Here is a 22,943-nt window from a genome sequence, read left to right on the forward strand (position 1 = left end):
CTTATGGCTGTTACCTAGCCCCGGCGAGCCGCCCGCGCCATGGGTTTTGCAGCCATCCCAATCCTTTGCGAACTTTCGCGGCGACACACGCAACGATCGCCGCGCATGACCGTTATAAAGACAAGACCCGAAATACAGGAGACGATCGAATATGAAGGCACCGCACAAGGCTCATGTCGCACTGGTCGATGGCGAAACATTCGTGCTGCTGCGCAATCACGGCAAGCCGTTCGAACCGCAGTTGAAGCAGGAAGCGAAGCCCGATCTCGAAGCCACAAATTTCAGTGCTGGTGTCCGCAAGCAGGATGACGTCAGCCAGCAAACCGGCGCGACAGACCTTGCCGAACTTGCGCATGGGGCCGCCGTTGCCGAATGGCTAAACGCGAAATGCGTGGCGGGCGAGATCGATGACCTGGTGATTATCGCCGATCCCAAGACATTGGGCGAAATGCGCCGCCATTATCACGGCGAACTGGAAAAGCGTCTCGTGGGTGAAATCGACAAGACATTGACCGGCGAATCGCTGGATAGGATCGGCAAGGCAATCTCCGCCGCCTGACCTGAAAACAATGCAGCCCCGGATTTCATTGAGGGCAACACTCGAAGGGCTTGTTCCAGCAGCGGGCAGGTGCCTTTCGGGGGCTGGTCGCTTACAGGAATCCTCTTGTCGCAGCAGCGCTTGCCCGAAACTGCATTTTGGCCCGTTAAGCTTATGCAAACCATGGGACGGGTAACCTGCGAAAATGAAGTTTACATTCAAAGCCACAATCGCTGCTGCAACTGCCGCATTTGGCCTGCTGGCCATGCCTGCGCAGGCGCAATCGTCCATGCAGACCCCTGGCACCACCAGTTTCGAAGCTGCGTTCGACAGCACGCTGGGCACGCAGGTTCGCGCACCGCAAGACTTCGTGGCGCGGTACGATACAGCGCTCGAACAGCGCATCGCGCAACTGGCCGATGGCAGTGCGGGCCGCATCGGGGTCTATGCGATCGACCTCGCCTCGGGCGAAGAAGTGTCGATCATGGGCGACCAGCGATTCCCGATGGCTTCTACCAGCAAGGTTGCAATTGCAGCTACATTTCTGGCGGGCGTGGATGCCGGGCGCTGGAGCCTGACGAGTGAATATCCGCTGCTGCGTCCGGTGCGTTCGGCGAAATACTCTTCGGCCCGCGCGCCTGTTCGTAACGGCAATTATATCAGCGCCCGCAAGCATCTCGATTTGATGATCAGCAAAAGCTGCAACAGCTGTACCGACGCGTTGCTGCGCGTGGTCGGCGGGCCAGAAGCCGTGAATGCATGGATGCGCGGTGCCGGGATCAGCGAATTCGAACTGACACGAGATATTGCCACTCTGGTGCGCGACGATGGCGAATTCGATCCCGCCAGCATGGTGGATCGCCGTGACAGCGCAACTCCGCGCGCCATGGGCCAGCTGCTCGCCGGGATATATCAGGGTCGCCTGCTATCCGCGAACAGCCGCTCGGTCCTGATCAATGCCATGAAGAAGACGACCACCGGCAAGAACCGGATGGTCGCTGCCTTACCTGCCTATGCCAATGTGGCGCACAAGACCGGCACCCTCAATCGGACCGCCAGCGATATTGGATATTTCGATACAACCGATGGCCGTACTATCGCGGTCGCAATTTATGTGACCGGGCAAAGCCGGTCGCTGCTTGACGAGGCCCGCAACAAGCGCGCGGCACGGTCCAAGCGTGACCGGCGAATCGCCGATATCAGCCGCGCCTTGTATGAAGGGTTTTCCGTACGGCGATCGGGCAACGGCCGCAATTACGCCAACGCTACATACGGCGCGAACTGACCGACAGTTTTCTTGATAGCAGACAAAAAAAGGCCGGCACCCGAAGGTACCGCCCTTTTTTGTTCGCATAGCGAAGCTTAGTCGGCAGCTGCTTCAGCTTCCGTTTCGCCTTCCATGGCGGCTTCTGCTTCGGTAGCGGCTTCGTCAGCTTCCATGGCGACTTCGTCACCGGCAGCTTCCATTTCGTTGCCGACCGCATCCATGTTGGTTTCGGTGTCGGCCATCGCGCCTTCGGTGGTGGCTTCTGCGTTCTCTTCGGTTGCTTCCGAGCAAGCCGAGAGGCTGAGAGCGGCGCCAGCGGCGGCTGCGGCGAGAATGATCTTACGCATAGTATTTGATCCTTGATCAACTTCTTTGGTCCGGTTGCCTCGTTGAAGAGGCAGCCGTAGAAACCTGTTGGCTTCGGGTTCTGAAATAATGGCGGGAATGTGTTCCAGCAAGCTATATTTGCCATATTTCCGCCTTTATTTTTATAGTCCTTTGTTTTCAAAGTCTTTTTAGTCCAGCCAAATATGGCGACATTGTGCTCTTATGGCGGCGAACTGATGTCGAATCAGGCTGACCGGGGCATTCTCTCCTGCTACGGAACGCTCCATGGCCGAAACCCAGCACCTCTATCTCGTCGATGGCTCCGCCTATATCTTCCGCGCCTATCACCGCCTTCCACCGCTTACCGATCCTGAAGGAACGCCGGTTGGCGCGGTCTATGGTTACACCACGATGCTATGGAAGCTGGCCGACGACCTCGACGCGGCGGACGGCCCGACACATATGGCGGTAATCTTGGACAAGGACTCCACCAGTTTCCGCAACGACATCTATCCCGAATACAAGGCCAACCGGCCCGAACCGCCGGAGGATTTGCGCCCCCAGTTCCCGCTGATCCGCGACGCCACGCGTGCGTTCAGCCTGCCCTGCATCGAGGAAGGCGGGCTGGAAGCGGATGACCTGATCGCCAGCTATGCCCGCGCCGCACAGCGTGAAGGCTGGAATGTCACCATCGTCTCCTCCGACAAGGATCTGATGCAGGTTGTCGGGACGGATACGAAAAGCGGCGGCACCATCGATATGCTCGACACGATGAAGAACGCGCGCATCGGGCCAGCAGAAGTGGAGGAAAAGTTCGGCGTACCCCCGCACCTGGTCGGCGATGTGCTGGCGTTGATGGGCGATAGCGTGGACAATATACCCGGCATTTACGGCGTTGGTCCGAAGACGGCGAGCAAGCTGATCGCAGAACATGGCGATCTGACCGCTGCGCTGGATTCCGCACCGGACATGAAAAAGTCCAAGCTGAAGGAGCGCCTGCTGGAAGGGCGCGAAGATGCGGAAATGAGCCGGGTTCTGGTGACACTTAAGGAAGATGCCGATCTTCCCATGCCGATTGCCGACATGAAGCTGGACGGCGTTCCGCCCGAACCACTGGCGGAATTCCTGAAAAAGCACGGGTTTTCCAGCCTGCTCCGTCGGCTCGACGCGGGACGCGGTAGCCCCGACCGGCCTAACCAACTCAACCCGACCAAGGCCGAGCGCAAGGGTGCCGACGCGGCGTCAGAGGGCGACCGCCAACCCCTGCCCGATATGCCCGCCATCGACCGGAATGCCTATGAATGCGTGCAAACGATGGAGCGGCTCAACCATTGGATCGAGCGTGCTTTTGCGCTGCGCGAAGTGGCGGTCGATACCGAAACCAGCGCGCTCGACGCCATTTCCGCGGATCTGGTCGGTGTCAGTCTCGCGCTCGGTCCGAACGAGGCTTGCTACATACCGCTCGCCCATGGCGGCACGGATCTGCTGTCCGAAAAGCCGCAGCAGATCGATCCTGCGGCTGCCCTTGCAGCATTGAAGCCGCTGCTGGAATCGGATGCGGTCGTCAAAATCGGGCAGAATATCAAATACGACCTCAACATCCTCGCCCGGAATGGCATCGCCGTCGCGCCGATCGAAGATACGATGATCCTCAGCTTTGCACTGGATGCCGGCCGTTCGCTCGATGGGATCGGCGGCGGGCACGGAATGGACGAACTGGCGCAGCGGCACCTCGGCCATACCTGCATGACCTTCAAGGAAGTGTGCGGGACCGGCAAGAAGCAGATCGGCTTCGGCGAAGTGGCGCTCGATGTGGCTACCAAATACGCCGCAGAAGATGCCGATGTGACGTGGCGGCTGTACAAACATCTCAAGCCGCGCCTGCCGATCGAAGGCGGCACTCGGGTGTACGAACGCGTCGACCGCCCGCTGATCCCGGTCGTCGCTGGGATGGAACGCCACGGCATCCAGGTGGACCGGGCCAATCTTGCCAAGCTGTCCGAGGAGTTCGCCAAGGAAATGGCGCGACTGGAAAGCGCCATCCACGAAACCGCCGGGCAGGAATTCGCCATCGGCAGCCCCAAGCAATTGGGTGAAATCCTGTTCGACACGATGGGTTACAAGGGCGGGCGCAAAGGCAAGAGCGGGCAATATTCGACCGACCAGACCACCCTTGAAAAACTGGAAGCGCAAGGCGCCCCGATAGCTCGCCAGGTACTGGAATGGCGCCAGCTTTCGAAGCTGAAATCGACTTACACCGACGCTTTGCAAGCCGCCATCAACCCGCGCACGGGGCGTGTGCACACCAGTTACAGCCTGGTGGGTGCGCAGACCGGCCGGTTGTCCTCGACCGATCCAAACCTGCAGAACATTCCGATCCGTACCGAGATCGGCCGTCAGATCCGCGATGCGTTCGTGGCCGATGACGGCAACGTCCTGCTCGCCGCCGACTATTCGCAGATCGAATTGCGTCTGGCGGCGCACATGGCCGATGTCGGGCCCTTGAAAGAAGCGTTCGCCGAAGGGGAGGACATCCATGCCCGCACTGCGCGTGAAATGTTCGGGGAGGTTACCCGCGATACGCGCGCGCAGGCCAAGACCATTAACTTCGCGATCCTTTACGGTATCTCGCGCTGGGGGCTGGCCGGGCGGCTCGGCGTGGAAGCGGACGAAGCGCAGGAGATGATCGACACCTATTTCAAACGCTTCCCCGGCATCCAGCGTTACATTCTGGAAACCACAGAAAGCGTGAAGCAGCGCGGCTATTCCGAAACGCTGTTCGGCCGCAAGACCTGGTTCCCTCGTATCAATTCCAAGAACCCGAGCGAGCGGCAGGGCAGCGAACGCGCCGCTATCAACGCGCCGATCCAGGGTACCAGCGCCGATATCATCAAGCGCGCGATGGCGCGTATGAACCCGGCGCTGGCCGCAGCCGGCCTGCCTGATGTGCGAATGCTATTGCAGGTACATGACGAGCTGGTTTTCGAATTGCCTGAAAGCGATGTCGAGGATGCCAGCCCGATCATCGAACGCATCATGGCAGACGCTGCGCGACCATCCGTCGAACTCAGCGTCCCGCTGGGGATCGAAATCGGCACCGGCAAAAGCTGGGGCGCAGCGCATTGACCGGGACCGCAAGCCCCAGGCGACCCGGCATCGGCGTGCGGCTGCGCGCGGGAATGTCCCGCCGGCGGACCATCAACCTTACGTTGCTGGCGCTGGTCGCGGGATTGCTGATTGCGGGGCTGTTGCTGGTCTACCAGACCATCCAGTCCGAACGGGCAGAGCGTGAGCAGGTCAGCCAGACCAACGAGATACTACTGGAATTGCGCAATGTCAGCCGCGCGGTTATCAATGCCGAAACCGGGCAGCGCGGCTACCTCATCACGCTGGATCGCAGCTATTTGCAGCCGTATCAGGCCGGACGGGAGCGCGTGCCGGCCAGTATGCGCCGTTTGCGCGAACTGGTGGAACCGGTCGCAACGGAGCGGCAGACCATCCTGCTCGACCGGATCGACACATTGGCCACCGCCAAGCTCGATGAACTCGATGGGTCGGTCGAACTGCTTTCGCAAGGGCGACTGCTGGACGCACGGCGCAAGGTACTGACCGACGAAGGGCAAAATCTGATGCAGCAATTGCGCGCTGCCATTTCGGAAATGGAGACGATCGAGACGCGCATTCTGGTGGATTCGGTCGGAGACACAGCGCGCAGTGAAGGCCGTGTCCTGCCGCTGCTGATTGGGCTGATCTTGCTGCAACTGATCGCCATCGCTTTCGGTTATCGCTTAATCACGCGCGCGGCGCAGGCCGAAGTCCGCGCAGCGCAGGCGTCCGCTCTGGCCGAGGCGCGCGACAGGGCGGATCTGTTGGCGAAGGAACTCAACCACCGCGTTAAAAACCTGTTCGCCGTGATTCTTGCAATCGTGCAGATGAGCGCGCGCGATGCGCCGGAAGCGAAACCTGTCACCAACAGCATCTCCGAACGTATCCGCGCATTGCTGACCGCACATGAAGTGACGCAGGGGTCGCTGGACAAGCCGGTGGCGCTGCTATCGTCGCTCGTGGACACGACAATCGCACCCTACCTTTCGAAAGAGCGTGCGGCGATTACGGACGGGCCGGAAGTCGTTCTGCCGGCGAAACAGGTTACGCCGCTGGGCCTGGTACTGCACGAACTTGCAACCAACGCGGTAAAATATGGTTGTTGGGCGCAGGGCGGTGAACTGGAAGTTCGCTGGCAACGCGCCGATGGTCAGATCACGATCCGCTGGGACGAACACTTCCCGGGATCCGCCGACGAGCCAGAGCGGGTTGGGTTTGGCAGCTTGCTTATGAAAGGATCCGCGCAGCAGTTGGGCGGCACCATCGACCGCAAGTTTACCCCCGATGGCGTGCGCGTGGTAATTACCATGAAGGACGAAGAAGCAGGTGACTACGTCCCCGCCCCCATCGAATAGATGAATAGACAGCCATCACGGTAAATCGCGGCGGCGGATATCCTTGAGTATTGCGAAGCTGCTTGTCAGCCGTAACGCGTGCCCTTAACAGCCCGCCCCATGCTCGCATCGTTGGCCTTGCCCGAATTCACCATTCAATGGGACGAGATCGTGCGGTCGCTTGCGATCCTGTCGATCGCCGTGCTGGCGGCGTATCTGGTTCACCGCGTCGTCTTCAGTTTCATGTCCCGCATCGCGCGGCTTACCCGGACCAGTGTCGACGATACGATTTTGGTGCATATGCGGTCCCCGATCGCGTGGGTGTTCATCGAAATCGCAATCAGCATCGCGGCACAGACCGACCGGCACATCGCAAATGCGTGGGAGGCGGTGGATGCGTTCGCCATTCCCGCCATTCTGGGCTGGCTGGCGCTATCCCTGGTAAGAGCCGTTGCCGCCGGGCTGGACCGGCGCACCGACGAATCGATGGACCCGGTTGCCGCGCGCAGCCGAAAAACGCGCATTTCCCTGTTCTCGCGCACCATCGGCATCATTATTATCATCATCACGGTCGGGTTGATGCTGCTGGGCGTGCCGGGCGTGCGGGATGTCGGCACGACCTTGCTGGCATCCGCCGGTCTGGCTGCCCTAGCTGTCGGTGCCGCCGCACAGCCAGCGCTCAAATCGCTCATCGCCGGTTTGCAAATGGCCATCACCGAGCCATTGCGGCTGGGCGATATGGTGGTGGTGGACGGTCATACAGGCCGGGTGGAGGAAATCCGCATGAGCTTCGTCACGGTGCGCACCTGGGACGAACGCGTGATCGTCGTGCCGACGCTACGCTTCCTGGACGAAAGTTTCGAAAACTGGTCGCGGCGCAGCGAGGAATTGACCGGGCCGGTGTTCCTGCACCTCGATCCGATTGCCGAGATCGAACCGATCCGGGCGGAGTTCACGCGCTTTACCGAAACGCAGGAGCTATGGGACAAGCGAAGCGCCGCTTTGCTTATGACCGAAGCGCATCCCGAAAGCATCGAGCTGCGACTATCGGTAAGCGCGGCGACAATCGGCGACCTGTTCGCGCTGCGCTGCGCCATTCGCGAACATATGCTGGCCTGGCTCAAGACACACCAGCCCGAGGCGCTGATACGGCACCGGCTCGAAGTGGAAGCGGCCAACGAACGGGCGAAATTTTAAAGACCAAGCCTTTTGATCACGTAGTCTAATTCCCACGTGATTTGTCGCATCGTCTGCCAATGAGTATTCTGCTGAGGCACGGATAATTGACTATAAAATTTTTTATCTTCACTCCAAGTCACATGTCCACCATTTTTTGAAAAGTCATGATATTCGGTATTAGCGTGAGCTTTGTCAACATGAGCCCCACCATCTGTAGAGCGAATATAAAACGTTAATTCGCGTCTTGAGATAGCTCGACCATGTTCATTGGTAAAAACTGATTGCTCCCACCATTTACCAAACCTCAGAAACTCGCAAGTTCGAAAGCCCTCCAATGGAGGTTTATAGGATAGTTTGCCATCTTCTTTCCATAAACATAGCAATGGTGGACCAAAAGCAATTTTCATTCCTTTGCTTCGATACCCAGTATCAGGAAATCTCTCTCGCGAACGCATGTTTAGAACTCGAAGCAACGACTTTTGCTGTGACCCATCGGCGCATAAAATGTAAACTGATGATGCAAGCCGTTCGGCTTCCTCCATCGCACCATTATCAAACGCTAGAGCCGATCGTCGCATGTTAGCTATTTGTCGGACCAGCGATTCCAATAACTCCTCTTTTGATCGTTCGACATATTGCACCTTCTTTCGACCGCGTTTACCCATTCTACATGTGCTTCTTGGCGCGAGTGCTTTCCACCATCCCGTCGTGCAGGAACCCGATCGGCATCGCTTCGGCTGCGCGCTTCTTCAGTTCGCCGCGCATTTTCTTGTATTCCGCTTCCATCTTGGGCGTGACCGTTGCGCGCGAATCCTTCAGCGCTTCCGTGAAATCCTCCCCGATGACTTGCTGAACCTCGCCGCCCGCACGGCGCAGGGCGTTGAGGCCGGCGCGGCGTACCACGTCTTCTAGGTCCGCGCCGGTAAACCGGTCGGTTTTACCGGCAATATCCGCCAGCTTCACATCGTCCGCCAGCGGCGTATTGGCGGTGTGTATCTTCAGGATATGCTCGCGCCCTGGCTGGTCGGGTGTGCCGACATATACCAGTTCGTCGAATCGACCGGGACGCAGCAGCGCCGGATCGACCAGAGTGGGCCGGTTGGTGGCCCCGACCACGATGACCGACTGCAATTCTTCCAACCCGTCCATTTCGGCCAGAATGGTATTGACCACACGGCCAGTCACCGCCGGTTCGCCCTGACCGCTGCCGCGTGCCGGTACCAGACTGTCGATCTCGTCGATGAACACGACACATGGCGCAACCGAGCGGGCCCGGGCAAACATGCGCGCGATCTGCTGCTCGCTTTCGCCGTACCATTTGCTCAACAGGTCGCTCGATTTCATAGAGATAAAATTCGCTTCTGCTTCCTTGGCCACGGCCTTGGCCAGCAGCGTCTTGCCGGTTCCAGGCGGACCATAGAGGAGGAAACCCTTGGCCGGACGAATTCCCAGCCGCCCGAAGGCTTCGGGGTTTTTCAGCGGCAATTCTATGCCTTCCTGAAGCTTGTCGATGGCATCCTGCACGCCGCCCAGATCGCTCCAGCCGACATTGGGCACCTGCACCATAACCTCACGCATGGCGGATGGTTGCACGCGTTTCAGCGCGCCGAGGAAATCCTCACGTGTGACCGACAGATCCTCCAGCACTTCGGGCGGAATTGTGCGCTCGTCCAGATCGAGGCGCGGCATGATCCGGCGGACCGCGTCGATCGCTGCCTCGCGCGCCAGTGCGGCAATATCCGCACCGACGAAGCCGTGAGTGGTGCGCGCCAGTTCCTTCAGATCGACCTTATCGCCCAGCGGCATGCCGCGCGTATGGATCGCGAGGATTTCCCGCCGGCCGCTTTCATCCGGTACACCGATCACAATTTCGCGGTCGAAACGGCCGGGACGCCGGAGCGCCTCGTCGATGGCGTCAGGGCGATTGGTGGCAGCAATTACCACCAGATTGGACCGCGCTTCCAACCCGTCCATCAGCGTCAGCAACTGCGCGACAAGGCGCTTTTCCGCTTCCCCGGGCACCTGGTTGCGCTTGGGTGCGATGGAATCGATCTCGTCGATGAAGATAATGGCGGGTGCCGCCTTGGTCGCTTCTTCGAACACCTCGCGCAGCCGCTTCTCGCTTTCGCCATAGCCGGAACCCATGATTTCCGGGCCATTGATGGTGAAGAACTCGGCATCCGATTCGTTGGCGACAGCCTGCGCCAGGCGGGTCTTGCCGGTACCGGGGGAGCCATGCAGCAACACGCCCTTGGGGGGGTCGACGCCGAGGCGGGTAAACAGTTCGGGATAGCGCAGCGGTAACTCCACCATTTCGCGCAATTGCTTGATCGTGTCGGCCATACCGCCAACATCGTCGTAGTTTACAACGGCGCGCCCGCCACGTGCCTCTTCGAACTCGGCGCGCAATTCGACTTCGGTGTTCTCGTCGATATGCACGATGCCCTTGGGGCTGGTGCTAGCGACCTGCAGGCGGATCTGGGTCAATGCATAGGCAGGTGCGTTGAACATGCGGCGGACCTCGTCGGGCATGTTCTGTACCGGCTGTTGCCCGGTCGTCGCCACCAGGTCGCCCGCAACCAGAGGCTTGCCGAAGAAATTGCGCTGCAATGCCTGGGTCGGGCCCTGCAGCCGCATTTCGCGCTGTGCCGGCGCAAACACCACGCGGGTGGCGGGACGGGACGATGCCACGCGAATCTTCACATGCTCGCCGCTGCCAGCTTCGGCATTGCCGCGCTGCAAACCGTCGAGCCGAACGACTTCCAGCGTCTGGTCCTCGTCGTAAGCGGGCGCTGCGATGGCGACGGTAGTGCGCTTGCCCACGAGTTCGACCACATCGCCTTCGGTAATGCCGAGAGCCTGGAACGCCGATCGCGGCATCCGGGCAATGCCCTGCCCGCTTTCTTCCTGCCGCGCAGCGGCCACTTCCAGCCGGACTGTGCGTTCCGTCGTTTGCGCTTCGGCGTCGGCCATATCGTATCGTCTCCCGCGGGCATTGCGTGTCGTCGCGCTTGCGTCAGCGCATATATCCGTTGCAGCCCAAGCTAGGGAGCCACCTGTGCTTTGCCAATGAGCAGCAAGCCATTCGGTGCCGATGCCCAACGTCAGCAAGCCAAAAAAAAGGCCCGGTCATTGCTGACCGAGCCATAAAAGTCTTTGGGAGAGGATGCCTGAAAGGCCCGTCCTATATGTTGCGATGCGGCATTTTGTGCAAGTGCGAAAAAAACACGCGGTGTTGCATCTGTTGCAACATACCTCGTAGCAAATCGTGGGTTTCGAGCCGTAACGACAGATGCATTTTCCGATGGCATCAGCGGGGTGGCGAAAGTCGGCAAAGCCATGCTAACGCGGCGTTCTAGCTGGAGGCCATGAATGAACAAACTCTATCCCGATGCAGCGGCCGCTCTCGATGGGTTGCTCACGGACGATATGCTGATTGCAGCGGGCGGCTTCGGCCTATGCGGCATTCCCGAACGCCTGCTCGACGCAATCCGCGACAGCGGCGTCAAGAACCTCACTTTTGCCAGCAACAATGCCGGTATCGACAATGAGGGCATCGGCAAGCTGCTGCGCACGCGGCAGGTGAAGAAAATGATCTCGTCCTATGTGGGGGAGAACAAGGAATTCGAGCGGCAATATCTGGCGGGCGAGCTGGAAGTGGAATTCTGCCCGCAAGGCACGCTGGCGGAGCGGATGCGTGCAGGCGGCGCCGGCATCCCCGGCTTCTACACCAAAACCGGCGTCGGCACGCAGGTGGCCGAAGGCAAGGAAGTGAAGAGCTTCCCCGGCCGGGACGGCGATGAGGACTATATTCTGGAACACGGCCTGTTCGCCGATCTTGCCATCATCAAGGCATGGAAAGCCGACGAAACAGGCAATCTGGTATTCCGCAAGACTGCGCGCAACTTCAACCAGCCCGCCGCCACCTGCGGCCGCAATTGCGTGGTCGAAGTGGAAGAGGTGGTGCCCGCAGGCTCGCTCGACCCCGACTGCATTCACTTGCCGGGCGTGTTCGTGCAACGGATGATCGTCGGCGCGCCCTACGACAAGCAAATCGAATTTCGCACCGTGCGGGAGCGGGAAAGCGCCTGATATGCAGGTGTTTCCATGATCCTGCGGTCCGCAATACCGCGCAAGGTCGCGCCCGCCGTCGCACTTGTGTGCGCCGCGCCCGCGCTGCATGGCTGTATAGCGGTAGCTGCACTGCCGGTACTCGCAGGAGGCACGGTAGCCGGTACGCAGATCATGGACGAGAACGGAAATGCCGCAAGCGACAGTGCCGCCCGAGCGGAGCGCAGTGCGATCGATATCAGCGACGACGCGCCAACGGCTGTAGCGACACCCACCATAGCCACCTCGAACACCGCAACCGCCACACGCATGAGCGGCGGAGTGCCGGTGGCGGGTAATACGCCTGTCAGGATTGCCGCCGCGCCGATCACCGACGGGCCGCCCCCACCCCTCACATTTGGCAACGCGAGCACCACTGCCGCCCGCAGCGCCGGTGGCTACGCGGACTTTACCAATTTCGTACTGGACCGGACCAAGCCGAGCAGGCTGGGGGCGAAGCGCCGCGCTGTGCTTCTCAGCCAGCCCAGTTCGCTGCGGGACGACCGCCTCGACTGCGGGCTCGCCCAGCGGGCGGTTCTGCTCGACCTCGATCCGGCAGGCGACATTTTCGATCCGGCAACCCCGCCCGTCGCAGACCCGTCGCTGGCTGCTGCGCTGGCGCAATTTCGTGAGCGCGACGTCGATATCATCTGGATCTCCGGAGCGTCGGCGGCAGAAGCCGGCAGCATTCGCCGCGCGCTGAAAGAAACAGGGCTCGACGCGGCAGGGCAGGACCAGTTGCTGCTGATGCGCTATGCCGAAGATCGCAAGCAGACGCGTCGCCGCGCGATCGGGGCGGATCGCTGCCTCATTGCCATTGCGGGCGACGAGCGGGAAGATTTCGACGAGCTCTATGCCTATTTGCGCAATCCACAGGACGCCGCCGCCCTGGAAGGGATAATTGGCCAAGGCTGGTTCCTCACCCCCACACCGCTCGCGGGCGATACTGCTACAAGCGACGCACCATAATCATTTTCACCCGACAGCCGGACCGACCGAAGGATATATAATGAGCCAGGATATAGCGGGCTGGACCCGCGACGATATGGCAGCCCGCGCGGCGCAGGAATTGCAGGACGGCTATTACGTCAATCTCGGCATCGGCATCCCCACGCTCGTCGCCAACCATATCCCTGACGGTATGCAGGTTACGCTGCAAAGTGAGAACGGAATGCTCGGCATCGGGCCTTTCCCCTATGCGGGCGAGGAAGATGCGGACCTTATCAATGCGGGCAAGCAGACCATCAGCGAATTGCCGCACAGCGCCTATTTCGACAGCGCCACCAGTTTTTCCATGATCCGCGGCGGCCATATCGACCTGACCGTGCTGGGCGCGATGGAAGTGGCGGAGAATGGCGACATCGCCAACTGGATGATCCCCGGCAAGATGATCAAGGGCATGGGCGGCGCGATGGATCTGGTCGCCGGTGTGAAGAAGATCATTGTGGTGATGGACCATACCAGCAAGACGGGCGATCCCAAGTTCCTGCCCGAATGCAGCCTGCCGCTGACCGGCACCGGCGTGGTCGACATGATTATCACCAATCTCGCCGTGTTTCGCCGGCCCGATCACTCCAGTCCGTTCAAGCTGGTGGAACTCGCGCCCGGCGTGACGGCAGACGAGGTCGCTGAGCAGACCACTGCCCATTACATCACCGACTGAGCGAGCGGCCATGGTCAATCCGGACACTCCGCTTGCCGGGCTGAAAGTGGTGGAACTGGCGCGCGTGCTGGCCGGGCCATGGGTCGGACAGACACTGGCCGATCTGGGGGCCGATGTCCTTAAAGTGGAAAGTCCGGATGGCGACGGTACGCGGCAATGGGGTCCGCCCTGGATCGAGCGCGAGGGGACCGATGGCGAGAAGCTTCGCGAGGCCGCTTATTACCACGCCTGCAATCGCGGCAAACGCGGCATCGTGGCGGACTTTACCGATGCGGACGACCTCGCCCGTGTGCAGGCGCTTTGCCGCGATGCCGATGTGGTGGTCGAGAATTTCCTGCCGGGCAAGCTGGCGAAATACGGCCTCGACCACCAGACCATCCGTGCCGCCAATCCGGGCGTGGTTTATTGCTCGATCACCGGCTTTGGCCAGACCGGCCCTCGCCGCGACGAACCCGGCTACGATTTCGTGCTTCAGGCGATGAGCGGGATGATGAGCCTGACTGGCGAACCTGACGGGGCGCCGATGAAGCATGGGCTATCGATTTCCGACCTCGCCTGCGGGCTATATTCCACCATCGCGATCCAGTCAGCGTTGCTGATGCGGGCGCGGACGGGTAACGGGCAGCACATCGACATGGCGCTGATGGACTGTTCGGTCGCATTGCTGGCCAATCAGGCAATGACATTCTTCACCACTGGCGAGAACCCGCCGCGTATGGGCAACGCGCACGCGCAAGTAAGCGCATACGGCGTGTTCGAGACGGCGGACGGCCCGGTGGTGCTCGCGCCTGCTAATGACGGCCTGTTCCGTAAGTTGCTGAGCGTGTTGGGACGCGGCGACCTGCTAGGCGATACGCGCTTCGCCAGCAATGAAAGCCGTCTCGCCCACCGTGATGAACTCGACGCTATCATTGCAGGCGAGACCCGCACTATGCGCCGCGATGCATTATTGGCCGCTTGCGCCGACGCTGGGATCCCGGCGGGTCCCATCAATGACCTGGGCGAAGTCTTTGCCGATCCGCAAGTTCGCGCGCGCGGTATGCAAGTCAAGCTGGATGGTGGCATACCGGGGCTGCGCAGCCCGTTTGCGTTTTCAAACGCCAGCCTGGCAATCGGGAAGCCCTCCCCCAAACTAGGCGAGCATGACGAGAACGATTAAGGACGCCGTGTTCGTTCTAGGCGGCATGCACTTCTTCAATATGAATGCGATCGCCAAATTCGGGCGCAAGGTCGGACAGTGGCTGCATGAAACGCCGGGCTACGCTGCCAGTTAAGCGAGCCCAACTTCGGCCATAACGAAAGGGGCCGCGCATTGCTGCGCGGCCCCTTCTGTTTGGCAATAGTTTAACGATCAGCCGAGTGCGGCTTTCAGATCATCCACCAGATCGGTGCGCTCCCACGGAAAATGATCGCCGTTCGCAGCGCGACCAAAATGCCCATAGGCGGCGCTTTTGCGGTAGATCGGCTTGTTCAACCCGAGATGCGTGCGAATGCTGCGCGGCGTCAGGCCGCCCAGCTTGCCGATGGACTGGATCGCCTTTTCAAGCGCCGCATCGTCATTGTTGCCGGTGCCATGCGTATCGACATACAGCGACAGCGGCTCCGATACGCCGATGGCATAGGCGAGCTGGATGGTGCAGCGCGTGGCAAGGCCGGCAGCCACCACGTTCTTCGCCAGATAGCGGGTGATGTAAGCGGCGGACCGGTCCACCTTGGTCGGATCCTTGCCGGAAAACGCACCGCCGCCATGGGGTGCGGCGCCGCCATATGTATCAACAATGATCTTGCGGCCGGTCAGCCCCGCATCGCCGTCCGGACCGCCAATTTCAAACGCGCCGGTGGGATTGATATGCCACGCGGTGCCGCCGGATACGAAGCCATCGGGCAGGATATCCGCCACCACGGCCTTCACATATGCTTTCAGTTCGGCTTCCTTGTCGCCGGTGTCATAGCCAGCGGCGTGCTGCGTGCTGACGACCACTGCGGTGCAGCCGACCGGCTTGCCGTTATGATAGCGCAGGGTGACCTGGCTCTTGCTGTCGGGTTCCAGGAACGATGCGTGGCCGCTCTTGCGGTCGGCAGCCAACCGTTCGAGGATCTTGTGGCTGTAATCCAGCGTGGCCGGCATCAGGTCGGGCGTTTCGTCGCACGCGAAGCCGAACATGATGCCCTGATCGCCAGCGCCTTCGTCCTTGTTCGATCCTTCCACGCCGGCATCTACACCTTGTGCGATTTCGGCGGACTGCGCGTGCAGATGGTTTTCCAGGGTCAGGGTTTTCCAATGAAAACCGTCCTGCTCGTACCCGATTTCCTTCACGGTGCGGCGCACAACCTGTTCGATTTCGTCCAGCGCCCCGGCGACCCATTCGCCATTTTCGAACACGCCCTTGCAGCGAATCTCGCCGGCCAGAACTACGCGCTGCGTCGTCGTCAGCGTTTCGCAGGCGACGCGCGCTTCCGGGTCTTTCGAGAGGAACAGATCGACGATTGCGTCGGAAATCTGGTCGGAAACCTTGTCCGGATGACCTTCGGAAACGCTTTCGGAAGTGAAGAGATAGTGCTCGCGCATATTATGCCTGCCAGTGCTTGAACGTGATCGGGATAGCAATCCAATGGCAGCCAAAGGCCATCATATAAAGAAAGCTTTATGTCTTGCAGCGCGTGTTAGCGGTGCCAGCGGCGACTGGCAAGAATGGATAATCCAATCAGCAGGATCGCCCATGCAAGCGGCAGGACATTACCAAGCCGCGAGAACAGCGTAGGGGCATGGGCGGGTGGCACGATCCCGTCCATCCGCGCGGCGCGGTGCATCCCGATATGGTCGCGCACCACACCGCGCGCATCGATAACCGCGCTGATACCGGTGGTGGTGGAACGCAGGACCGGCAACCCTTCCTCGATGGCGCGCATTCGCGCCTGCGCCAGGTGTTGCGGCGGCCCCCAACTTCCGAACCAGCCATCGTTGGACGGGTTGAAGATATAATCGGGCCGCGTGTCCGGATCGGTTACCTGTCCGGAAAACACGATCTCGTAACAGATCTGGATGCCCGCCTGTCCATATTCCCCGAGGTCGAGCGTTTGCGGACCCGGCCCCGGCCAAAAATCGATCGAGCCTGCCACCAGCCGTGACGCACCCAGCGGTTCGAGCAGCCAGCGAAGCGCCAGATACTCGCCATAGGGGACCAAATGCGCCTTGGCATAGCTGGCGCGAATCGCGCCTTCCCCGTCAAGCGCGGTCACGACATTACGGGCACCGACTGCGCGGCCATCCTCGATTTCCAGATCGACCGATCCGGTCAGCAGCAAACTTTCCGAGCCGATGACACGGCCGATACGGCGGCGTGCAAATGCAGGATCGCCGGCGGCCGTTGCCCGGTCGTAATAGCGCTGAGGATAGCCGTCCCGGAGATAATCCGGCACACCCGATTCGGGCCACATGACCAGCCGGCGGCTTCTTGCACCGGCCCGGTCGTCGGCGGATATCATGGGCAGGGTCAGCCGGGTGATCCGCTGGAACTGATCTTCGAAACGCGTCGGATCGTCGAGTTCGGGCTGGCGCAAATCGGGCTGTACCAAGGTAAACGGCAAAGTACCTTCGCGCATCGCCCCCGCTGGAAGGAACATACCCGCCACAATCAGCGCCGCGGTTACTACGCCCGCAACCCAGCGCCGTTCCGCCACCAAGGCCCACAGTCCGCCGCCCAACAAAAGCACGAGGCCGGAAAGCGCATACGTCCCTATAACCGGCAGCACTGCCGCCAGTCCGGGCCGTTCGAATCCGCCCAGCAATATCAGCCCCAGCGGATCCCAGGCATATCCGGTAAACACCCAGCTACGCAGCCATTCGGTTACGATCCAGGTGCCGGATAGAGCAGCAACAAACGGGAGGAAGGACGTGTTCGCATGGCCCGCGCGCCGTATGATCCACCATGCGGCCAGCGCTGCCAGCGCGGGATAGACGGCGAGGTAGAGCGATAGCAGAGGCACGGCGAGCCAGCCCAGGAACTGGGGCATTTCCGCCTGATAGGTGAATGCGGTAGCGATCCAGTTATTCGCAAGCGTAAAATGCGCCACCCCGAACAGCCAGCCGCGGACAAAGGCGGATCGAGCCGTCGGCGCCGCGTGGATGGTCGCCGCGAAAATCCCGACAGCCAGCAAGGCAATTGGCCACAAGGCCAAGGGCGGGAAACCGGTCGCCGCCAGCAGCCCCGCACCGATTGCAGTCAGCCGGGGATAGCGGGTCAGCGGTGCCGGAAGATAGTCGGCTCGCGCCATGGGGGGTGCAGCGACCGCATTGTCACTGTCGCTCCTTGCCACGACGCGATCCTTCAGGAAGCCCCGAGCGGGCCGTCGGCCTCAGCTACGGGCTTGCGCACACGGCGGCGCGGGGCCGGTTTTGCAGCGGGCTTGTCATCCGCGCCGTCGGCCGCGCCGCCTCTGTCGGCGCTGATCGAGGGAGGCAAAACCGCCGCATCGATTTCCGCCCCGCCGTCGGCTGTTTCTGCGCCAGGCCGGCGTGCAGGAGCCTTGCGAACGGAAGGCTTGCGCGGGGCGCGGGGGCGCGCTTCTGCCGTCGCTGAATCATCGTTCTTTGCATCGCTTCCGGCATCGCGGGTATCAGCCGCACCATTGCCGTCATTCGCATCGTCGCGATTGGCATTTGTGCGGCGGGGACGCGGTGCGCGAGGCGCATCATCTTCGTTCCCGCGCTGGCCCTCACGCTGGCTTTCGCGTTGACCGTCGCGTTGACCTTCACTCTGGTCATTTTGATTGGAGCGGTCGTTCCGGTTGGGGCGGCCCTGGCGTGTATTCCCGCCAGGGGTGTTTCCACCACGACGCCCGCGATTATCAGAGCGATTATCGGAGCGGTTGTCGCTGCGACTATCGTCACTATCGCCACTGCCTGTATCCTGCTGAGCGCCGCGATCGTCCTGTTTCCGTGCGCGCTGCTCGTCCTGCAACGCCTTGTTGTCGGCGATTACGCGGAAATAATGATCGGCGAATTGCAAGTAATATTCCTGCTGCACCCGATCACCATGATGGTGCGCATCCTGCGCCAGCTTCTTGTATTTATCGAGCAACTGCGGGGCGTTGCCCCGCGCGCGGCTGTCGATACGATTAAGTTCGTTACCACCGCCGGGCTGCTGCCGATTGCTACGGCCCCGACGGCGATTGTTGTTACGATTGTTGTTCAAAGGAGATGGTCCTCATTCGGTGCCGCTACGCATGGTATTTTGCGGGGTATTATGCGGCGCATGATCCCTATGGTGTTCCCCCGGCCAACACTGCCCAAAAATTCGGCTCTGGGCAGGCACGGCCCGTCATCTGCTTTACCGCAAGCGCGAACAATCGCGCGAGACGGCCGACAAATGTTGGAGCACAGCCAGAGCAGGTGTGCCGTGTTGCACAAACCGCTTGACCTGATCAAAGGCGTAACCACTGGTTCCGGCTTTGCCAAGCCCCTAAGTAGCCAAATCGATATTTAAGTCGGTGATTGCAATATCAATACACGCGGGCGACCTGCCAGATCTCGGCGCAGTTCGGTCTGAAATCCGGCGCTCTCTGCCAGTTTTGCGACCGCCTGCGCCTGGTCCCGGCCGATTTCCAGCAACACCGCGCCGTCGTCCCGCAAAAGGGCACGGAACCGGGGTATCAGCACCCGGTAATCGTCCAGCCCGTCAACGCCTGCATATAGCGCGCCGACTGGTTCGAACCGGGCAACGCCGGGCGCAAGCGACGCCTCCGTTTCCACGTAAGGTGGATTGGCCACGATAAGCGAGAACCGGCCCAGCCCGTCACACCAATTGGGATCGTGCCAGTCGAGATGATCGATCTGTGCGCGGTCCGCCACGCCCAGCCGTGCCGCGTTGAGTGCGGCGAGAGTCACTGCCCCAAGGCTGCGCTCCACGCCCATCCCGGTAGCTTGCGGATATTCCGCCAGCAACGTCAACAACAGCGCGCCCGATCCTGTCCCGCAATCGAGGATTCGCGCTCCGGTAGCCCTAGCCAGCTCGCGCAGTCGCTCGTCCCCGGCCACGGCATCGATCAAGGTTTCGGTGTCGCTGCGCGGGATGAGGACATCGGAATTTACCGCGAACGTCCGACCATAGAACTCCGCCTCGCCGATGATGTAGGCCACGGGTTCGTGCGCGGCGCGGCGGGCGACCAGCTCTGCGAATATCGGCGGCGTATTATCTGCCATTCGGTCCAGCAGTAGGGTCGAACGATCGATGCCCAGGGCGTGACCCATCAGCAGTTCGGCGTCGAGACGTGCCGTGTCGGAGGTATCGGCCAATTGCGCGGCTGCGTCACGCACCGCGTCCCTGATAATCGGTTGGCTTGGCCCACTATCAGCCATCCAGCGTCGCCAGCCGTTTCGCTTCATCCTCCGCTATCAAAGCATCGACCAATTCCGCCAGGCCGGCTCCGGCAAGGATTTCAGGCAATTTGTGCAAAGTCAGCCCGATGCGGTGATCCGTGACCCGGCCCTGCGGAAAGTTGTACGTGCGGATGCGTTCGGAGCGGTCGCCGCTGCCGACCATGGCCTTGCGCGCCTCGGCCTCCGCGCCTTGAACTTCATCGCGCTGTTTTTCATACAATCGCGCGCGCAGTACCTGCAGCGCCTTTTCCTTGTTCTTGTGTTGGCTGCGGCCGTCCTGGCAGGTGACGACCAACCCGCTGGGTTCATGTGTGATGCGAACCGCGCTGTCGGTGGTGTTGACGTGTTGGCCGCCCGCTCCGCTCGCACGGTAGGTGTCGATCTTGAGGTCCTGCTCGTCGATCCGGACATCCACCTCATCGGGTTCGGGTAGCACCGCGACGGTGGCGGCGGAGGTGTGGATGCGCCCGCCGCTTTCAGTCACCGGCACGCGCTGCACCCGGTGGACGCCGCTTTCGAATTTCATCCGCCCGAACACGCCATTGCCGCGCACATTGGCAACCACTTCCTTGAACCCGCCCACATCGGACGCGCTCATCGAAACAGGCTCGACCTTCCAGCCCTGTTCGGCGGCGAAGCGTTCATACATGCGGTATAGATCGGCCGCGAACAGCGCCGCCTCGTCGCCGCCTGTGCCTGCGCGGATTTCCAGCATCGCGGGCCGCGCATCGGCGCTGTCGCGCGGCAACATGGCGATGGCGAGGATACGCTCTTTTTCGGGCAGGCTTGCGCGCAATGCGGCCAGCTCCTCTTCGGCCATGGCCTTCATTTCAGGATCGGACGCCATTTCGGCTAGGCTGTCCATCTCGTCGCGCATAGCGAGCACTTCATTCGCGGTCGCGGCAACAGGCTCTAGCTCCGCATAATCGCGGCTGGCCTGCACGAACGCGTCACCTTCCAGCGTACCCGACGCCATCCGCGCCTCGAGCTCGGCAAAGCGCCCGGTAAGCTGGCGCAGACGGTCGGATGGGATAGTCATGGGAGCATCACCGCAGCTTTGGAGACGTGGTCATGCTGAACTCGTTTCAGCATCCACTCCGCCTCCCGAACGGACAGCGCAAGTGGAGACCTGGACCCCGGATCACGTCCGGGGTGACGAGGGCCGAATGCATCATGTGAGTAAGCCTTCGATCCGCGAAACTTCGGCGTCTTCACCTTTGAACCGCACTGCCTTCTCCCCATCGCGCATAGCCAGCGCCATGATGGTTTCCGCGCCCGCCTTTACAGCCTTGTCGAAGCGTTTGCGCGGCGAGCCGCTGGCGAACAGATCGGCCGACACACCCTGCCGCCGCAAGCGCGTCAACGCAGCGATGCTATCGTCGAGGAGTGTGTCGTCTTCGACTACGATGAAAACGTCAGCGCTCGCTTCTTCCCGCTCCCCCACCAGCATCGCCAGCCGCTCAATACCCGCGGCCCAGCCGACCGCCGGCGTTGCCGGGCCGCCGAGGCTTTCCATCAATCCGTCATAGCGTCCGCCGCCCAGCACGGTACCTTGCGCGCCGAGCCGGTCGGTCACGAATTCGAACGCGGTGTGGCGGTAGTAGTCGAGGCCCCGTACCAGCGACGGCGCGCGCTCCCAGGCCACGCCTGCCGCATCCAGCCCCGACGTGACCGCGCCGAAGAAGTCCTGCGCGGCGCTGGACAGGAACTCATCCACTTGCGGGGCATCTGCTACGAATGCCTTGTCGCGCGGATCCTTGCTGTCGAGGATGCGCAGCGGGTTCTTGTCGAGCCGGTCCTGGCTGTCCTCCGACAATTCGCCGCGCACCGCGCCGAAATATTCGATCAACGCCGCGCGCCACGCTGCGCGCGTATCGCCATCGCCCAGCGTGTTGATCTGCAGCGTCACACCGTCCGCAATGCACAGCTCGCGCAGCAGCTGGTCCGCCATCGCCAGCAGCTCCACATCCGCCTGCGGTTCGCCCGCGCCGATAATTTCCGCGTCCAGCTGGTGGAACTGGCGATAGCGGCCCTTTTGCGGGCGCTCGTAGCGGAACAGTGGCCCGTGCGTCGCCAGTTTCAGCGGCGCGTGCTGTTGCCAGCCATTGGTCAGATAGGCGCGCGCGATCCCGGCGGTAAATTCGGGGCGCAAGGTCAGCGAATCCCCGCCGCGATCCTCGAACGAATACATTTCCTTCGACACCACATCGGTCGTTTCGCCGATGGACCGCGCAAATACTTCGGTTTTTTCGAAAACCGGCATTTCGGCGCGGCGAAACCGGTATAGCTTGCGCACGCGTTCGAAGGTTTCGACCACGAAGGCGAAGGCTTCCGCGTCAGGGCCGAAGATATCCTGCGTGCCGCGAATGGCTTTTGGAGTGTTGGACATGGTGTGTGCGCTTAGGCTAGCCGCTCGCTTGCCGCAACGCAGCCGGGACGCAAGGGCGATAAATATTGCATCGCAGCATATTGCCGGTTGGCGATGCCGCATCGCGCCGCTATCGGACCACCCATGCGTATAGATATGATCCCCACGGGCGATAATCCGCCCCACGACCTCAATGTCATCATCGAGGTGCCCACTGGCGGCGAGCCGGTGAAGTACGAATTCGACAAGGCATCGGGCGCGTTGTTCGTCGACCGTATCCTGCACACACCGATGCGCTATCCGGCGAACTACGGCTTCGTGCCGCACACACTCAGCCCCGACGGCGATCCGCTGGACGCGCTGGTCATCGCGCGCAGCCCCTTCATGGCCGGCTGCGTCGTACGCGCCCGCCCGATCGGCGTGCTAAATCTGGAAGACGAACATGGCGGCGACGAGAAACTGATCTGCGTGCCGGTGGACACCACCTTCCCGTATTATTCGGATGTCGGCGAAACCAAGGACCTGCCCAGCATCATCTTCCAGCAAATCGAACATTTCTTCACCCACTACAAAGACCTGGAAAAGGAAAAGTGGGTCCGCATCGGCAAATGGGGCGACGCCGCTGAAGCGCGCCAGGTTATCATCGAGGCGATCGAGCGCGCGAAGGAATAGG

At 61.3% G+C, this 22,943-nt stretch carries 20 protein-coding genes; 11 read left to right on the plus strand and 9 right to left on the minus strand.

Going from position 1 to position 22,943, the window contains the following annotated elements; translation table 11 throughout:
- Positions 1-151 precede the first annotated feature (151 nt).
- Together HME9302_RS10660 and HME9302_RS10665 are read left to right on the plus strand one after the other, a co-directional pair.
- The gene (locus HME9302_RS10660) at positions 152-559 is read left to right on the plus strand and encodes a baeRF12 domain-containing protein (protein WP_115366995.1); all 408 of its coding nucleotides are present in this window, start codon (positions 152-154) and stop codon (positions 557-559) included.
- Between the two features lie 184 nt (positions 560-743).
- Positions 744-1,823, plus strand: a complete 1,080-nt coding sequence (locus tag HME9302_RS10665; protein WP_115366996.1) for a serine hydrolase — start codon at positions 744-746, stop codon at positions 1,821-1,823.
- Between the two features lie 77 nt (positions 1,824-1,900).
- Here the strand turns inward: HME9302_RS10665 and HME9302_RS10670 are convergent, their stop codons facing one another.
- Positions 1,901-2,152, minus strand: coding sequence for a hypothetical protein (locus tag HME9302_RS10670; protein WP_115366997.1), 252 nt, complete (start codon positions 2,150-2,152; stop codon positions 1,901-1,903).
- A gap of 265 nt (positions 2,153-2,417) precedes the next feature.
- Here HME9302_RS10670 and polA point away from each other — a divergent pair, with 265 nt between their 5' ends.
- The 3 genes from polA (at position 2,418) to HME9302_RS10685 (ending at position 7,768) form a co-directional block, all read left to right on the plus strand.
- Positions 2,418-5,258, plus strand: a complete 2,841-nt coding sequence (polA, locus tag HME9302_RS10675; RefSeq protein ID WP_115366998.1) for a DNA polymerase I — start codon at positions 2,418-2,420, stop codon at positions 5,256-5,258.
- 53 nt (positions 5,259-5,311) lie between these two features.
- Positions 5,312-6,592 carry a sensor histidine kinase gene (locus HME9302_RS10680; RefSeq protein WP_181815753.1) on the plus strand — a complete coding sequence of 427 codons (1,281 nt, stop codon included), beginning with the start codon at positions 5,312-5,314 and terminating at the stop codon, positions 6,590-6,592.
- 99 nt (positions 6,593-6,691) lie between these two features.
- Positions 6,692-7,768, plus strand: coding sequence for a mechanosensitive ion channel family protein (locus tag HME9302_RS10685; RefSeq protein WP_115367000.1), 1,077 nt, complete (start codon positions 6,692-6,694; stop codon positions 7,766-7,768).
- Here HME9302_RS10685 and HME9302_RS13160 read toward each other — a convergent pair.
- Both HME9302_RS13160 and HME9302_RS10690 read right to left on the minus strand, forming a co-directional pair.
- Positions 7,765-8,415, minus strand: a complete 651-nt coding sequence (locus tag HME9302_RS13160) for a hypothetical protein (RefSeq protein WP_147270812.1) — start codon at positions 8,413-8,415, stop codon at positions 7,765-7,767. The two genes, HME9302_RS10685 and HME9302_RS13160, sit on opposite strands and share 4 nt — an antisense overlap.
- Before the next feature lies 1 nt (position 8,416).
- Positions 8,417-10,723, minus strand: coding sequence for a CDC48 family AAA ATPase (locus HME9302_RS10690; protein ID WP_115367001.1), 2,307 nt, complete (start codon positions 10,721-10,723; stop codon positions 8,417-8,419).
- A gap of 399 nt (positions 10,724-11,122) precedes the next feature.
- Between HME9302_RS10690 and HME9302_RS10695 the strand changes: the two genes are divergently transcribed.
- The 5 genes from HME9302_RS10695 to HME9302_RS13495 are packed head-to-tail and all read left to right on the plus strand — an operon-like array spanning position 11,123 to position 14,797.
- Positions 11,123-11,842, plus strand: a complete 720-nt coding sequence (locus HME9302_RS10695; protein ID WP_115367002.1) for a CoA transferase subunit A — start codon at positions 11,123-11,125, stop codon at positions 11,840-11,842.
- A 15-nt stretch (positions 11,843-11,857) separates the two neighbouring features.
- Positions 11,858-12,829: an HAD family hydrolase gene (locus HME9302_RS10700; protein WP_115367003.1), complete on the plus strand. Its 972-nt coding sequence runs from the start codon at positions 11,858-11,860 to the stop codon at positions 12,827-12,829.
- 40 nt (positions 12,830-12,869) lie between these two features.
- Positions 12,870-13,523: a CoA transferase subunit B gene (locus tag HME9302_RS10705; protein ID WP_115367004.1), complete on the plus strand. Its 654-nt coding sequence runs from the start codon at positions 12,870-12,872 to the stop codon at positions 13,521-13,523.
- Between the two features lie 10 nt (positions 13,524-13,533).
- A complete protein-coding gene (locus tag HME9302_RS10710; RefSeq protein ID WP_115367005.1) occupies positions 13,534-14,682 on the plus strand; it encodes a CaiB/BaiF CoA transferase family protein in 1,149 nt (382 codons plus the stop codon).
- Positions 14,666-14,797, plus strand: a complete 132-nt coding sequence (locus HME9302_RS13495; protein ID WP_268243479.1) for a hypothetical protein — start codon at positions 14,666-14,668, stop codon at positions 14,795-14,797. Before HME9302_RS10710 ends, HME9302_RS13495 begins: the two co-directional genes overlap by 17 nt.
- Before the next feature lie 77 nt (positions 14,798-14,874).
- On the opposite strand, the gene metK is transcribed toward HME9302_RS13495, so the two are convergent.
- From metK to hisS, 6 genes are all read right to left on the minus strand, one after another.
- Entirely contained in the window at positions 14,875-16,092 is a 1,218-nt protein-coding gene (gene metK / locus HME9302_RS10715; RefSeq protein ID WP_115367006.1) for a methionine adenosyltransferase, read from the minus strand.
- A 95-nt stretch (positions 16,093-16,187) separates the two neighbouring features.
- Positions 16,188-17,798: an apolipoprotein N-acyltransferase gene (lnt, locus tag HME9302_RS10720; protein WP_115367007.1), complete on the minus strand. Its 1,611-nt coding sequence runs from the start codon at positions 17,796-17,798 to the stop codon at positions 16,188-16,190.
- A 53-nt stretch (positions 17,799-17,851) separates the two neighbouring features.
- Complete coding sequence (locus HME9302_RS10725) at positions 17,852-18,718, minus strand: DUF4167 domain-containing protein (RefSeq protein ID WP_115367008.1); 867 nt, start codon at positions 18,716-18,718, stop codon at positions 17,852-17,854.
- 287 nt (positions 18,719-19,005) lie between these two features.
- Positions 19,006-19,839 (minus strand): peptide chain release factor N(5)-glutamine methyltransferase, encoded by an 834-nt coding sequence (prmC, locus tag HME9302_RS10730; protein ID WP_326833167.1) that lies wholly within the window; start codon positions 19,837-19,839, stop codon positions 19,006-19,008.
- Positions 19,840-19,873: 34 nt separating this feature from the next.
- Complete coding sequence (gene prfA / locus HME9302_RS10735) at positions 19,874-20,941, minus strand: peptide chain release factor 1 (protein ID WP_115367010.1); 1,068 nt, start codon at positions 20,939-20,941, stop codon at positions 19,874-19,876.
- 132 nt (positions 20,942-21,073) lie between these two features.
- On the minus strand, positions 21,074-22,291 hold the full coding sequence (gene hisS / locus HME9302_RS10740) for a histidine--tRNA ligase (protein WP_115367011.1): 1,218 nt from the start codon (positions 22,289-22,291) through the stop codon (positions 21,074-21,076).
- A gap of 123 nt (positions 22,292-22,414) precedes the next feature.
- Between hisS and ppa the strand changes: the two genes are divergently transcribed.
- On the plus strand, positions 22,415-22,942 hold the full coding sequence (gene ppa, locus HME9302_RS10745) for an inorganic diphosphatase (RefSeq protein WP_115367012.1): 528 nt from the start codon (positions 22,415-22,417) through the stop codon (positions 22,940-22,942).
- Position 22,943: the final 1 nt, after the last annotated feature.

Origin of the sequence: Alteripontixanthobacter maritimus (genome assembly GCF_003340475.1) — a bacterium.
In the GTDB taxonomy this organism is placed as follows: Bacteria; Pseudomonadota; Alphaproteobacteria; order Sphingomonadales; family Sphingomonadaceae; genus Alteripontixanthobacter; species Alteripontixanthobacter maritimus.

Excerpts from the sequence above, each read along its gene's own strand:
- HME9302_RS10660 (WP_115366995.1), top strand. The coding sequence starts at position 152 with ATGAAGGCACCGCACAAGGCTCATGTCGCACTGGTCGATGGCGAAACA.
- HME9302_RS10665 (WP_115366996.1), top strand. The coding sequence starts at position 744 with ATGAAGTTTACATTCAAAGCCACAATCGCTGCTGCAACTGCCGCATTT.
- HME9302_RS10670 (WP_115366997.1), bottom strand. The coding sequence starts at position 2,152 with ATGCGTAAGATCATTCTCGCCGCAGCCGCCGCTGGCGCCGCTCTCAGC.
- polA (WP_115366998.1), top strand. The coding sequence starts at position 2,418 with ATGGCCGAAACCCAGCACCTCTATCTCGTCGATGGCTCCGCCTATATC.
- HME9302_RS10680 (WP_181815753.1), top strand. The coding sequence starts at position 5,312 with ATGTCCCGCCGGCGGACCATCAACCTTACGTTGCTGGCGCTGGTCGCG.
- HME9302_RS10685 (WP_115367000.1), top strand. The coding sequence starts at position 6,692 with ATGCTCGCATCGTTGGCCTTGCCCGAATTCACCATTCAATGGGACGAG.
- HME9302_RS13160 (WP_147270812.1), bottom strand. The coding sequence starts at position 8,415 with ATGGGTAAACGCGGTCGAAAGAAGGTGCAATATGTCGAACGATCAAAA.
- HME9302_RS10690 (WP_115367001.1), bottom strand. The coding sequence starts at position 10,723 with ATGGCCGACGCCGAAGCGCAAACGACGGAACGCACAGTCCGGCTGGAA.
- HME9302_RS10695 (WP_115367002.1), top strand. The coding sequence starts at position 11,123 with ATGAACAAACTCTATCCCGATGCAGCGGCCGCTCTCGATGGGTTGCTC.
- HME9302_RS10700 (WP_115367003.1), top strand. The coding sequence starts at position 11,858 with ATGATCCTGCGGTCCGCAATACCGCGCAAGGTCGCGCCCGCCGTCGCA.
- HME9302_RS10705 (WP_115367004.1), top strand. The coding sequence starts at position 12,870 with ATGAGCCAGGATATAGCGGGCTGGACCCGCGACGATATGGCAGCCCGC.
- HME9302_RS10710 (WP_115367005.1), top strand. The coding sequence starts at position 13,534 with ATGGTCAATCCGGACACTCCGCTTGCCGGGCTGAAAGTGGTGGAACTG.
- HME9302_RS13495 (WP_268243479.1), top strand. The coding sequence starts at position 14,666 with ATGACGAGAACGATTAAGGACGCCGTGTTCGTTCTAGGCGGCATGCAC.
- metK (WP_115367006.1), bottom strand. The coding sequence starts at position 16,092 with ATGCGCGAGCACTATCTCTTCACTTCCGAAAGCGTTTCCGAAGGTCAT.
- lnt (WP_115367007.1), bottom strand. The coding sequence starts at position 17,798 with ATGGCGCGAGCCGACTATCTTCCGGCACCGCTGACCCGCTATCCCCGG.
- prfA (WP_115367010.1), bottom strand. The coding sequence starts at position 20,941 with ATGACTATCCCATCCGACCGTCTGCGCCAGCTTACCGGGCGCTTTGCC.
- hisS (WP_115367011.1), bottom strand. The coding sequence starts at position 22,291 with ATGTCCAACACTCCAAAAGCCATTCGCGGCACGCAGGATATCTTCGGC.
- ppa (WP_115367012.1), top strand. The coding sequence starts at position 22,415 with ATGCGTATAGATATGATCCCCACGGGCGATAATCCGCCCCACGACCTC.